The sequence below is a fragment of the Clostridium yunnanense genome, from assembly GCF_016595795.1.
Taxonomy (GTDB): domain Bacteria; phylum Bacillota; class Clostridia; order Clostridiales; family Clostridiaceae; genus Clostridium_AR; species Clostridium_AR yunnanense.
The window spans coordinates 112,128-125,706 of sequence record NZ_JAENHN010000039.1; the positions used below are offsets into that span (position 1 = coordinate 112,128).

Consider the following 13,579-nt stretch of genomic DNA (forward strand, 5'->3'; position numbering starts at 1 on the left):
AATGCACTGCATTACTCTTTTACTTAATAAAAATTCGTTCGTATTTTATAGAACTATCTCTAGTCTATCTAATTTGCCTATTAATTTTATATCTTTTACATTAGCAGTCTCAGTTTTTACTGAACCCTTATTACTTATCAATAGAACCTTCGAACTGTCTAGTTTCTTAACTTGTCGTATAACTCTATTATCATTAAGCTCTATCAAGCATATAGAGTTATTCTCAATATCCTTAATGCTATGACAAAAAGCGATATCCCCTTCAGTTATTCTAAAACCTGCCATATCATCATTTTCAATCTTTAGATAAAACACCTTATCTACACTATGTCCCTCAATCTTATTTGAGTGAAGAACCATTTCCTTGTATCCATATGACTTCCTCATAGAATAATCATAAATAGGGACATTTTTTAGTACTGAACCAAATGCTTGATTCCAAACTTCGTCCATTTCACCTTTAGGAGCTGCTTCAGACTTCTTAGGTTCGTATACCTTTTTTACAACTTCTCTTTCTTTTTTCAAATCTTCATCTGTAACAACCATGTTGACATCATTTAGGTCTGTATTAAGTACCTTAGCAATCTTTTCTATAAGAGCTTCATTAAGTATTCTTTTGCCCATTTCAACTTCATTTATAAATTTTTCTGCTACTCCTAGCTTTTTAGCTAATGTTTTTTGAGTAATGCCAGCATTAATTCTAGATTGCTTTATCTTATCTCCTACCCTACTCAATTAAACTCTTCCTTTCTGCTTTTTATACCATTCGCGTTCCTCGATTAGATGCTCAATTAAGTAACTAAAGGTCCATTCGCTAGAGGTTGGTGTAACCACCGCTAATATTGACTCTTTCACTATTGCTCTAGCTATCTTTATATATTCCTGTAATTCTTTATCTTCAAAATTGTTAAATATCAGAACCTTTTCCTGCGGCAAGGCTTTGTCTACAGTCTCAAACTTTAAGCCTGAAATTAAGTCTTTAATCTTCATATCAACCATCTCAGTAGTTATCACTATTATCTTATTGTTCGTAAGCTCTAATTGCTTCATTTCTTCTTTTTCTAACCCATAGGCTAAAATACATTTTTGGTTCTCTAACATTTTGGCTTACCTCCAGTTTAAACTGATATCATATATATGTTTCACTTGGAACTGGTTTATCTACATATTATAGTGTTTCTGGTTCTCCAAGGTCATCTGCACCTTCAACAGTTACCTTTTCCATAACTTGATCTTCATATGGCTTATCGCTGTAGTCTGTTTTTGTTGCTACAATACCATCAACTACATCAAGACCTTCTGTTACTTTACCGAAAGCTGCATATTGGCCATTTAAGTGTGGAGCATCAGCTACCATTATAAAAAATTGACTTCCAGCTGAGTCAGGATGACCTGATCTAGCCATTGAAAGAACTCCTTTTGTATGGTTCAAATCATTCTTGAAACCATTAGCTGCAAATTCGCCTTTTATTGAATATCCAGGACCACCTATACCTATACCTTGTGGATCTCCTCCTTGTATAACAAAGCCTGGTATCACTCTATGAAAAATTACTCCATCATAAAATCCTTTTTTAATAAGAGATACAAAGTTTTTAACAGTATTAGGTGCAACCTCTGGATATAACTCTGCTTTTATTACACCGCCCTGTGCCATTTTTATAGTAACTATTGGATTCATAAATAATTCTCCTTTCAAAATACGGAAATATAATCTATATTATTGACATTATTTCCATGTTAAATTCTACATAGGTAAATTATATAATACTTTATACTGTAATATCAATAATTCTATTTATGTACCTCTCCATATTAAACTTTATATTTTATATCCATATAACAGCAATATCTACTCCTCTGAACCGGTACGATGCTTCAATAAAAAAGTCGATGAAGCGTCCTCCTTCAGCGAGCTTTTTTAACGCATCTGCCTTTCCGAATGTATATGAGGAAAATTTGGCAGGCGATATGATTTTATTTTTTACTGTATCGCCATAAAAAGCTTCCAAAACCTTTGAAATATCTAGGCTTAGCTAACTTAAAAATCTTATACTTTCTTTTACAGTAAAAAGTAATGGAGCATATTTAAGTTATCCCCCTTAAACATGCTCCATTACTCACGCATTATTTCAAATCATATTATATTCAAATTTACGATTAATTAAATGTTGTTCCCCTAACAACTCTTGAATAATCCTTAAAATTTGACAAGTTTTTAACATTGATATGCGAAATAATAAAGTCTCTTCCATTCTTATTTATTAAATCTGTAAATAAGCAACATAAGAATGTGGTTGGAATTCTTTCGAATCCTTCAAAATCTAACTCGATGTCTTGATCAATATTCTCTTGAATAAACTCTCTTAACAGTATAGCGTCCTCAACAACAAAATTTTCCCCTAAAAACTCTCTAACATTAACTTTCATATGACACACCCCTTGATATATATTGATAAGAATTTATATTCCTTTTTTATAATTTTCAGATAATTTATCCTCTATATATAATATATCAAGAACCTATTATTTTGTCAATAATTTAACAAAGTTTTTTTTACTTTTTAAAGTTTATAATTAAATTATATTTTTAAATAACTACACCAATAAACTTAAGATATAATATTAAGTTAAAAAAGAATATATAGCCTGTAAGATTCTTCATATACACTTAAGAAAAGGCAGATTCGCAAAAAAATCCACCAAAGAAAATAACTTCAGCGAATTTTTTATTTATTTTAAAAGTTCATAACTAAGCTCAATCACTTTATTTTCTTGAAGTGAGTTATATATGGTTATCTCTCCTTTCCTTCCTTTATCCCCTAATATGCCACCTTTTCCAAGTCTTCTCCTAAGCTCTTTAGCGGTACCTTCACTTCCATCAATTAATATAGCTTTATCTCCAATAACCTTTGCAATAGCTTTTTTCACAAAAGGATAATGTGTACATCCTAGAACAACAGCTGAAATTGTATCTTTATCTATATCTAAAAACTTCTTCTCTAGAAAGCTTATCACTTCATCTCCATCCGTAACTCCAGCTTCTATAAGTTCTACTAATCCTGCACAAGGAAGAGGTACAATCTCAGCTTCTTCTGAGTACTTCTCCATTAAGTTTCTAAACTTCTTTTCAGCAAGAGTCATAGGCGTGGCCATTATTACTATTTTCCCATCCTTGCACGACTCAACCGCTGGTTTAAGTGCAGGCTCAATACCTATTATAGGGATATTTTTATAATGAGCTCTTAGTTCATCAATAGCAGCTGAAGTAGCAGTATTACAAGCTATCACAACGGCCTTTACTCCTTTACTTATTAAAAACTCAGTAGCATCAAAAGTAAGTTTTTTCACTTCATCAACGGTCTTTGTGCCGTATGGCGCATTTTTAGCATCTCCAAAATATATGTAATCTTCCCAAGGCATAAATTCTATAGCCTTCTTCATAACACTCAGGCCACCTACTCCTGAATCAAAAAAACCTATTGGCTTTATACTCTCATTGTTACTCATATTCATCACTCCAACCTAATAGTTTCTAAAATTATTTTATTACTTTACAGTTAATAAATCTATATAAAGTCACAACTTTAATTATTAATTTATACGTGTGTACTAAATACAATCATATGTTTTTCAAAACTCCCTAAACTAACCTTTTAGTCAATTAGTTTTGTTTTTTGCTATATATCCATAAAGAACTTCAACCAGCCTCTAAATTAAAAAGAGCTCTCACAATGTTAACCAACTGTGAGAACTCTCTTCTAATATATACTCAAATAAATATCTATTCCACTGAACTGATAAACTACTTCAGTCATTAGACTCCAAATAAAGACTTCGATGGTCCTACGAATCTTTATTTGGATAAATTCCAATATGAAGTAGTTTATCTATATTATACGTTGAACAACAATTCACCGTAAGTTGGTAAAGGCCATACATCCTTATCAACCAAAGTTTCTAGTGTATCAGCAACAGCTCTTACAGCTTGCATCTTTTCAAACACATCAAATTTGTAGAAGTGAGCAACAGCATAAGCATCTCCATCTAAAGCTTGTGCCTTTTCTACTGAAGCTTCTAACTCACCAATGTTCTTCTTTAAAGCTACTGCAAGTTCATCTACTTCAGCTAAAAGCTCGCTTTGAACTCCAGCACCTGCTCCAGCAGCTTTAACAGCGCTTATTGATTGAGCTAAGCTTGTTTCAAACTTGATAACTGCAGGTAGTATTTGACGTTTTGCAATCTCAAGTGTTGTTTCTGCTTCTATATTTATAGTCTTAGCATAAATTTCAAGATTAACATCATAACGAGCATGCATTTCTAGCTTGCTTAATACACCATGTTTCTCCATCAATGCTACATTCTTTTCTGATATATAAGCCTTTGTAGCCTCAACTGTTGTCTTTATATTTGCAAGACCTCTTTTCTCAGCTTCAACAACCCATTCATCAGAATAACCATTTCCGTTGAATATTATCTTGTTGTGTTTCTTAACAGTTTCAGTTAATAAAACTTTTATTTCAGCGTCTAAATCTGCTGCCTTTTCAAGTCTATCCGCAAATTCAGAAATAACTTCAGCAACTATTGTATTTAATACAGTATTGCAATCTGCTATATTTCCTGAAGAAGGAACCATTCTAAACTCAAACTTATTGCCAGTAAAGGCAAATGGTGATGTTCTATTTCTATCTGTTGGATCCTTAACTAATTTAGGTAGAGTTGAAACTCCTAAGTCTAATTCACCTGCATCAATTGATGAAGTAACTTCACCTTTTTCTATTTGTTCAATTAAATCTTGTAATTGATCTCCTAGGAATATTGATATTATAGCTGGTGGTGCTTCATTTGCACCTAAACGATGGTCATTACCAGCGTTGGCAGCTGAAGCTCTTAGTAAATCTGAATATTCATCTACCGCCTTAATAACTGCTGTTAAGAATAACAAAAATTGCTTATTCTTGTGAGGAGCAGCTGTTGGCTCAAGAAGATTTTGTCCATCATTAGTACTCATTGACCAGTTATTGTGTTTACCTGAACCATTAACACCTGCAAATGGCTTTTCATGTAATAAACATACTAAACCATGTCTTAAGGCAACCTTCTTCATAACATCCATTGTAAGCTGGTTAGTATCTGTTGCAACATTTGTGGTACTGAATATTGGTGCTAACTCATGTTGAGCTGGAGCAACTTCGTTATGCTTAGTCTTTACAGATATTCCAAGCTCCCAAAGTTCCTTATCTAAAGCCTTCATGAAGGATGATATTCTTTCTTTTAAAGAACCAAAGTAGTGATCTTCAAGTTCTTGTCCCTTTGCAGGCTTAGCTCCAAATAAAGTTCTTCCTGTATATATAAGATCTGGACGTTTATCATATAACTTCTTGTCCACGATAAAGTATTCTTGTTCTGGTCCAACTGTTGTTGTAACCTTAGTTGCTGTAGTGTTTCCTAATACTTTTAAAAGTCTTAAAGCTTCTTTTGATAGAACTTCCATTGAACGAAGTAAAGGAATCTTCTTATCAAGAGCTTCTCCAGTGTAAGAAACAAATGCTGTTGGAATATATAAAGTTCCATCCTTAACAAAAGCAGGAGAAGTTACGTCCCAAGCTGTGTATCCTCTTGCAGCACAAGTAGCTCTGCTTCCACCTGATGGGAATGAAGATGCATCTGGTTCTCCCTTTATTAGTTCTTTTCCTGTAAACTCTAATATAACTTTTCCATCTTCAGTTGGACATATAAAAGAGTCATGTTTTTCTGCAGTTATACCTGTTAGTGGTTGGAACCAGTGAGTAAAGTGTGTAGCACCTTTTTCTACTGCCCAATCTTTTAACGCTGAAGCAACAACATCTGCAACAGCTAAATCTACAGATACCCCTTCTGCAGCTGCTTTCTTCAATGCTTTATAAGTTGCTTTAGGAAGACGTTCTTTCATAGTTGCATCATTAAATACATTTATACCGTATAATTCACCAAAATTGCTCATCGTAATAGCCCCTTTCGTATTCAAACCTATTTTACACAAACCGTGCTCATCTTTTAATTTACTATTGAAAATTATAGCACCCTGAATTGCTGTAAACATCAAAATAAGCTCAATCTACACAAAACAACTATTTTTTTGTAAAATCAACATTTTAATACGTATACATTTTATTTTTTTATAATTTTATAACTTTCTCAAACTTTTTTTATTGATTGTCTTGATTTTTAACTATGATTTCATTGACACTATACGTTTCGTTATAATACAATTTTTCTATGATATAAATGTTATTTTATCAATCATTTAGCCTTAGAAATTCACTAAAATTTTCAATGAAAGGAAGTGAACCAGTGCTTACTTTTCTATTATTTAAAGTAAGTGCAAATAATTATGGCAAAAAATCTTATTTATACTATTCCTACTGATAAGCACAATAAAGAGGACTTATTATCACTACTCGATTCCCATCCAGAGATAAAATTCGTATCAATCGTAGGTATTGACTTATCAGGTAATGATACAGACGAAAAAATCCCAGTAAGTTTATTCAAAGATGATATAGAGTCATTTTTAAACGGTACTGCTGTTCAAACCGACGGTTCCTCAGTAGTTCTGCCTGAAATAGCTACATTAAATAACGCTAAAGTAGATATGATTACAGACTTAGATTCAAATTGGTTTGTTGATTATAATTATGAATTCATAGATTCTGAAACTGAAAAACCAGTTGGAACTTTAAGAATTCCTTGTTTCCTTCACCACGAAGGAGTTGCTGTTGATTCAAGACACATATTAAAATCAGCAGTTGAGACTTTTAAAACAACATTATTAGATATATTTGCAAAGAAACCAGAAACTCTTAAACCTTTCGGAATAACTTTCAATGATATAGATCAAATCGTAATAACTTCTGCTACTGAACTTGAATTTTGGGTTAAAACCCCTAATGATAAAGTTGAAACAGAAGAACTTTCAACTTCTCAAGTGCTACAAGAACAATATTGGACTAGAACTAAAGGTGTTGTAAGAACAGCCTTAGAGCAAAGCTTAATGCTAATGGAAAGCTACGGTTTTGAACCAGAAATGGGTCATAAAGAGGTTGGTGGAGTTAAAGGGAAGTTTGATTCATCAGGAAACTTTAATCATGTAATGGAACAGTTAGAGATAGATTGGAAGTATTCAGATGCTATACAATCTGCAGATAATGAATTATTCATAAGAAATCTTGTAAAAGAAACCTTTAGAAGAAACGGCTTAGATGTTACTTTCCTTGCAAAACCAATTGAAGGAGTAGCAGGAAGCGGAGAGCATACTCATCTTGGTGTTAGCGTTAAGCTTAAGGATGGAAAAAGAATCAATCTCTTCGCTGCAACTAAAAATGATTTCTTAAGTGCTATAGGTTATGGTGCTATAATGGGACTTCTTAAAAATTATGAAGTTGTAAATCCTTTTGTTTCTTCAACAGCAGACTCTTTGAGAAGATTAAAACCAGGTTATGAAGCTCCTGTTTGCATAGTTACTTCCTTAGGTCACAGTCCTGAGGTTCCATCAAGAAACAGAACTATTTTGGCTGGCCTTGTAAGAGACCCTCACACTCCTTTAGCAACAAGATTCGAGCTTAGAGCACCAAATCCTCATACTAATACCTATTTAGCACTAAGTACATCTTACTTAGCAATGTTAGATGGTATATTGTATGCTTTAGAAAATAATAAAACAGAAGAAGAGTTACTTGCTGAACTTTCCAAAAAAGCAGGCGAAAATGCTGATTATCTTGAAAAGGACAGAGCTTATAGAGCTGAAGAGGATGTTTTTGAAGATTTCACTCAAGAAGAAAGAGATGAGTTCTTTGGAAAAGCACCCGCTACTGTTTATGAAAACTTACTAGCTTTAGATAAGTACCCTGAAAAGGTTGAAGCATTAAAGAGAAATAATGTATTTACTGATAAACTTATAAAAAGCTTTAGGCTTGGAGTAAACAAGAGATGGACTACAGAAATAACTAGCAGAGTAATTTCTGAATATGCTAGTGAAATAAGAAGTTTTAAAGCTGTACATTCACTTGATAAAGCACTGGACTTAGACATATCAAATTGGATGGCAATAAATGATTTAAGACACTATATAATGAAAGATAGCTACACAAATAAAAGTCTATTCACAAAGATCAAAGAAGCTATAGTGGCAGATGATCTTGAAACAGCATCAAACCTACAAATAGAATTAGACGATAAAATGTCTTTATTAAGATATCTATATAGCTCATACAAGAAAAATTTATTAGATATAGACATTTAGATTAATAATAATTAGAATAAAAAAGAAACCTATAAACTATAGGTTTCTTTTTTACTGTAAAGAAAAATATAAAATTTAAGATTCACCTAAACCTAGCGGCTTCAAAGACTTTTTATTGTTAGTTTAAAATTTATCAATTATGTGAATTTTTAATAAAAGTATAGAAGACTCTTTGCTGTGTTTGTAGTATAATTGACTATATATCTTAAGATGAGGTGTAGGAAATGAGACTAGTTCCTATTGAATGTGTAAGAGAAGGTTGTTATTTAGGTAAAACTTTATTTGATGAAAATGGACGAACTCTTTTAAAAGAAGGAGTTAAATTGTCGACTCCTTTGATAAAAAGGATAAAAGATATACATATTTATTCGTTATACGTAATGGATGAATATAGCGAAAAAGAAATTGATGACATAATAAAGCCTGAATTAAGACAAAAATCAATATCTTTAGTTAGAGAAACTTTTAATGATGTAGAAAGAATATATTCAAATCTTCACAATTCATCATTGAATAAAAACAAAAAAAATATTCTTCTAAAACAAAAAGAAGAATATTTATCATCTATTCATGGACTTGCAGAAGAATTATTAGAAAATATACTTTCGAATAAAAACATAATGATAAACTTAGTTGATATAAAGACTATGGATGCATATACTTATCAACATTGCGTTAATGTTGCTATATTATCTCTAGTTTTAGGTATCGGGCTTCAACTTCAGAAACACGAACTACTAGATCTTTGCATAGGCGCCTTGCTTCATGATATTGGAAAAGTTTTTATACCGAAAGAAATACTCTTAAAGGATGGACCTTTAAGTTATTCAGAATTCGAGATAATGAAAGATCATCCTAAGAAAGGATACTCTTATCTAAAAACTGTACATAATATATCATCCTTCTCTAGAATGGTAGTATTACAGCACCATGAAAGAGAAGACGGACTTGGTTACCCTGATGGCAAAAAAAGTTCAAAGATTAATAAGCTTGCTAAAATCGTTGCAGTAGCAGATGTTTACGATGCATTAACTTCTGATAGACCATATAGAAGAGCACTTTGTCCAAATGAAGCCTTTGAATTTATACTAGGAAACGCTGGTTCTATGTTTGATTATGATATAGTAAAAGCATTTACTAAGATACTAGTCCCGTATCCTGAAGGCACTCTAGTAAAGCTAAGCAATGGAGATATCTGCGTGGTAGAAAGCACTCCCCCTGATTATCCTCTTAGACCTGAAGTTAAAGTTATAAAAAGTGATAACGACACTTCTATTGGTTCTTTAATCAGTCTAGTAAAGGAATTATCCTTAGTTATATTATCAATTGAATATGAAATATAGATAGACTTATGTAACCAATTAAATCTATCTAATCTAAAAGGCTTTTTATAATGCACTTATATGTATTATAAAAAGCCTTTTTACTGACACGCTCATCAAATCTATTTATGACATTATAAGCCTTGAAAAATCCTTACGATGTAATATTGTTAAGTCATTAATTGTTTAAAGCTAAATAGTTATTACTTAATATTTCAAATGAGTACAGATCAGTTCCAACAAAAGGATTATTGTTTATTATTTCTTCAGCTTCTTGAAAACTATTTGCTTGAAATATAAAAGTTCCTCCATTTTTATTATAAGTTCCAGCACATAATAAATATTTTGATAGATTCATCTCTCTATACTTTGCATTAGTATCTTTAATTCTTTTCTTTTCAACACTATCTAACTTATAGTTTATCTTAACAAATATTCCACCATTTTTTTTCATCTCATAAGTCCTCCCTTTTTTCATCCTTACCTAATCATATGAGCTTGTACATATTTTTATGCATTATTTTTTCTCGAACATACGTTTGATTATATTGTAGCGAACATGCGTTCATATGTCAATATATGAACTTATATTTTTCAACATATTATTCCATATATCTTATACACTCTTTGTTGTATTTTAAAGAATATTGTAAAACTGAGGTCTTTAAGGTAAATATAAAAAAACATCTAGGTACTCCTAGATGTTTTCATCGCAATAATTTTAACTTGAAATAACTTTATTGCAGTAAACTATTTCTTTGCCATGTCGAACACTTCAAGATCTCTTTCTTCAATTTTACTTGTTTTAACCTTTACTAAAGCATTAAATGTATCAAGTGCTGTGATAACTCCTATATTTCTTTCTATAGCTGCTCTTCTTATATGGAAGCCATCTCTCTTTGAGTCATTACCTTTAGTTGGCGTATTTATAACTAAATCTACCTCTTTATTCTTTATTATATCTATTATATTCGGATGATCTTCATTTAGTTTTCTAACTTCTCTAGCATCTATACCTGCAGTTCTTAAAAGTTCAGCAGTACCTGCTGTAGCTATAAAATCATATCCAACATCAGAAAGTGCTTTTGCTATTGGAAGAAATTCTTCTTTGTCATGTTTATTTATAGTAGCAAGTACAGTACCCTTCTTCTTGCTTAGAGTATACATATATGCTCCTACAAATCCTTTGTATAAAGCTTCCTCTAGAGTTCTACCTACTCCTAATACTTCTCCAGTAGATCTCATTTCTGGCCCAAGAGAAACTTCAACCTTTGGAAGCTTTTGAGTAGAGAATACCGGAACCTTCACAGATATTAAACTTGGTTCTTTGTATACACCAGTTCCATAACCTAATTCCTTAAGTTTAGCTCCGAGCATTATTCTAGTAGCTACATCCACTATAGGCACTCCACTAACTTTACTTATATATGGAACAGTTCTTGAAGCTCTTGGATTAACTTCTATAACATACAGTTCACCCTTAAACTCTATAAATTGTATGTTTATCATTCCTTTTATCCCTATAGCAAGAGCAAGTTTATTAGTGTATTCTAACACTTTATCTTTTATATCTTGACTTAAATTTTGACTTGGATAGATTGTTATACTGTCGCCTGAGTGTACTCCAGCTCTTTCAAGATGTTCCATTATTCCTGGTATTAAAACATCTTCTCCATCTGATATAGCATCAACTTCTATTTCTCTTCCCATAAGATATTTATCTATAAGTATAGGATTCTTTCTATCTTTTTCGAAGGCATTATTCAAATAGAACTTCAACTCTTCTTCATCATGAGTTATTTCCATACCTTGACCACCAAGCACATAGGAAGGTCTTACAAGTACAGGGAAGCCAAGCTCTCTCGCCTCATTTACACCTTCTTCTACACTCCAAATTCCTTTTCCTTTAGGTCTAAATATGCCTAATTCTTCAAGTAAAGCATCAAACTTCTCTCTATCCTCAGCTAAATCTATCTGATCCGCTGTAGTTCCTAAGGTCTTTATATTTTTTTCTTTAAGAAATTTTGCAAGCTTTATAGCTGTTTGCCCACCAAATTGAAGTATTACACCTTCCGGTTTTTCTTTTTCAATTATATTAAATACATCCTCTTCTGTTAATGGTTCAAAGTATAATTTATCTGATATATTAAAATCTGTACTTACAGTTTCAGGATTATTATTTACTATTATTGTTTCTATGCCAAGATTTCTAAGTGATTTTACACAGTGAACTGATGCGTAGTCAAATTCTATTCCCTGTCCTATTCTTATAGGCCCAGATCCTATTACCATAACTTTTCTTCTATCACTTACTTCAACTTCATCATAAGTCTCATAAGTGGAATAATAGTATGGAGATAAAGCTTCAAACTCGCCACCACAGGTATCAACCATCTTATATACAGGTCTTATATTCCAGATATCTCTTAATCTATAAATATCATCTGGCGAAACTTCTAAAAGATCTGCAATCCCCTTATCAGAGAAACCCTTCCTCTTAAGTTTATATAACCATTCCTTATCTACGTCACCTATTTTAGCAAGCCTTAGTCTTTGCTCTTCATCAACCATCCACTTGAATTTTTCTAAGAAGAATAAATCAACTCCTGTTATCTCAACAATTTTATCCATCCTATAATTTCTTCTAAGCATTTCTGCCAGAGCAAAAATTCTTTCATCATCTGGTGTTATCACCATCTCTTTTAATTCTTTCATAGAAAGCTCCCTAAACTTTTTAAACTCTAAGGAATACCTTCCTATTTCTAAAGATCTAATTCCCTTGAGAAAAGCTGATTCGAAATCACTTCCTATAGCCATTATTTCCCCTGTAGCCATCATCTTAGTTCCTAAAGCTCTATCAGCACTTTTGAATTTATCAAATGGCCATTTTGGAATCTTAACAACTACATAATCTAATGAAGGCTCAAAACATGCGTAGGTTTTTTGAGTTACCGCATTCTTTATCTCATCAAGCGCATAACCTAATGCTAACTTCGCAGCAACCTTAGCTATTGGATATCCTGTTGCTTTAGAAGCCAAGGCTGATGATCTGGAAACTCTAGGATTTATTTCAATTACTGCGTATTCAAAGGACTGTGGATTAAGTGCAAACTGAACATTACATCCACCTTCTATTCCAACGGCATTTATTATATCTATAGAAGCACTTCTAAGCATCTGATACTCTTTATCAGATAAAGTTTGGCTTGGAGCTACAACTATACTATCACCAGTATGTATTCCAACAGGATCAATATTCTCCATATTACATACAGTTATACAATTTCCAAAGCTATCTCTCATTACTTCATATTCTACTTCTTTCCAACCCTTTACACTCTTTTCAAGCAACACCTGTCCTATAGAGCTTAACTGCATACCTAATAATAGAATTTCTTCCAGTTGTTCTTCATTATTAGCTATACCACCACCAGTTCCCCCTAGGGTATATGCTGGTCTTACTATTACAGGATAACCTATAGTTTTAGCAAATTCCTTTCCAGCCTCTAAGTCTGTTATTATCTCACTCTTTATAACAGGCTGACCTATTCTATGCATCATAGCTCTAAATAATTCTCTGTCTTCTCCTTCTTTTATACCTTCGACAGAGGTACCTATAATTTTTACATTATACTTATCTAGTATCCCTTTATCATAGAGTTCAACAGCTAAGTTTAGGCCTGTTTGTCCGCCCATTCCTGCTAAAAGACTGTCAGGTCTCTCTTCTGCTATAACTTTCTCAACAAACTCTATAGTCAGCGGTTCTAAATACACCTTATCTGCAACTTCAGCATCCGTCATTATAGTGGCAGGATTAGAGTTTATTAGAACTACTTCTAGCCCTTCTTCCTTAAGTGCTTGGCACGCTTGAGTTCCTGAGTAATCAAATTCTGCTGCCTGCCCTATTACTATTGGCCCTGAACCTATTACTAATACTTTTTTAATATCTTTTTTAATTGGCATAATGGCTACCTCC

General features: G+C 32.4%; 10 protein-coding genes. 2 read left to right on the plus strand and 8 right to left on the minus strand.

The genetic code is table 11. The features are described 5' to 3' along the window. Nucleotides 1–45 precede the first annotated feature (45 nt). The 6 genes from JHL18_RS14040 to JHL18_RS14065 form a co-directional block, all read right to left on the minus strand. Nucleotides 46–735 carry an XRE family transcriptional regulator gene (locus JHL18_RS14040; RefSeq protein WP_200270216.1) on the minus strand — a complete coding sequence of 230 codons (690 nt, stop codon included), beginning with the start codon at nucleotides 733–735 and terminating at the stop codon, nucleotides 46–48. After that, a complete protein-coding gene (locus JHL18_RS14045) occupies nucleotides 736–1,101 on the minus strand; it encodes a DUF3783 domain-containing protein (RefSeq protein ID WP_200270218.1) in 366 nt (121 codons plus the stop codon). Nucleotides 1,102–1,168: 67 nt separating this feature from the next. Then, entirely contained in the window at nucleotides 1,169–1,681 is a 513-nt protein-coding gene (locus JHL18_RS14050) for a peptidylprolyl isomerase (protein WP_200270220.1), read from the minus strand. 479 nt (nucleotides 1,682–2,160) lie between these two features. After that, a complete protein-coding gene (locus JHL18_RS14055; RefSeq protein ID WP_200270222.1) occupies nucleotides 2,161–2,430 on the minus strand; it encodes an STAS-like domain-containing protein in 270 nt (89 codons plus the stop codon). Between the two features lie 303 nt (nucleotides 2,431–2,733). Then, nucleotides 2,734–3,510: a glutamate racemase gene (murI, locus tag JHL18_RS14060; RefSeq protein ID WP_200270224.1), complete on the minus strand. Its 777-nt coding sequence runs from the start codon at nucleotides 3,508–3,510 to the stop codon at nucleotides 2,734–2,736. A gap of 385 nt (nucleotides 3,511–3,895) precedes the next feature. Next, a complete protein-coding gene (locus tag JHL18_RS14065) occupies nucleotides 3,896–5,983 on the minus strand; it encodes a glutamine synthetase III family protein (RefSeq protein ID WP_200270226.1) in 2,088 nt (695 codons plus the stop codon). A 390-nt stretch (nucleotides 5,984–6,373) separates the two neighbouring features. On the opposite strand from JHL18_RS14065, the gene JHL18_RS14070 reads away from it, so the two are divergent. Both JHL18_RS14070 and JHL18_RS14075 read left to right on the plus strand, forming a co-directional pair. After that, a complete protein-coding gene (locus tag JHL18_RS14070; RefSeq protein ID WP_200270228.1) occupies nucleotides 6,374–8,281 on the plus strand; it encodes a type I glutamate--ammonia ligase in 1,908 nt (635 codons plus the stop codon). A gap of 224 nt (nucleotides 8,282–8,505) precedes the next feature. Further along, nucleotides 8,506–9,624, plus strand: a complete 1,119-nt coding sequence (locus tag JHL18_RS14075) for an HD-GYP domain-containing protein (RefSeq protein ID WP_200270230.1) — start codon at nucleotides 8,506–8,508, stop codon at nucleotides 9,622–9,624. A 157-nt stretch (nucleotides 9,625–9,781) separates the two neighbouring features. Here the strand turns inward: JHL18_RS14075 and JHL18_RS14080 are convergent, their stop codons facing one another. Together JHL18_RS14080 and carB are read right to left on the minus strand one after the other, a co-directional pair. Further along, entirely contained in the window at nucleotides 9,782–10,057 is a 276-nt protein-coding gene (locus tag JHL18_RS14080; protein WP_200270232.1) for a YciI family protein, read from the minus strand. 296 nt (nucleotides 10,058–10,353) lie between these two features. After that, complete coding sequence (carB, locus tag JHL18_RS14085) at nucleotides 10,354–13,566, minus strand: carbamoyl-phosphate synthase large subunit (protein WP_200270234.1); 3,213 nt, start codon at nucleotides 13,564–13,566, stop codon at nucleotides 10,354–10,356. Nucleotides 13,567–13,579 lie beyond the last annotated feature (13 nt).

What these genes read in the sequence shown, in the direction of transcription:
- JHL18_RS14045 (WP_200270218.1), bottom strand. Translation starts at nt 1,101, where the DNA reads ATGTTAGAGAACCAAAAATGTATTTTAGCCTATGGGTTAGAAAAAGAA.
- JHL18_RS14050 (WP_200270220.1), bottom strand. Translation starts at nt 1,681, where the DNA reads ATGAATCCAATAGTTACTATAAAAATGGCACAGGGCGGTGTAATAAAA.
- JHL18_RS14055 (WP_200270222.1), bottom strand. Translation starts at nt 2,430, where the DNA reads ATGAAAGTTAATGTTAGAGAGTTTTTAGGGGAAAATTTTGTTGTTGAG.
- murI (WP_200270224.1), bottom strand. Translation starts at nt 3,510, where the DNA reads ATGAGTAACAATGAGAGTATAAAGCCAATAGGTTTTTTTGATTCAGGA.
- JHL18_RS14065 (WP_200270226.1), bottom strand. Translation starts at nt 5,983, where the DNA reads ATGAGCAATTTTGGTGAATTATACGGTATAAATGTATTTAATGATGCA.
- JHL18_RS14070 (WP_200270228.1), top strand. Translation starts at nt 6,374, where the DNA reads ATGGCAAAAAATCTTATTTATACTATTCCTACTGATAAGCACAATAAA.
- JHL18_RS14075 (WP_200270230.1), top strand. Translation starts at nt 8,506, where the DNA reads ATGAGACTAGTTCCTATTGAATGTGTAAGAGAAGGTTGTTATTTAGGT.
- JHL18_RS14080 (WP_200270232.1), bottom strand. Translation starts at nt 10,057, where the DNA reads ATGAAAAAAAATGGTGGAATATTTGTTAAGATAAACTATAAGTTAGAT.
- carB (WP_200270234.1), bottom strand. Translation starts at nt 13,566, where the DNA reads ATGCCAATTAAAAAAGATATTAAAAAAGTATTAGTAATAGGTTCAGGG.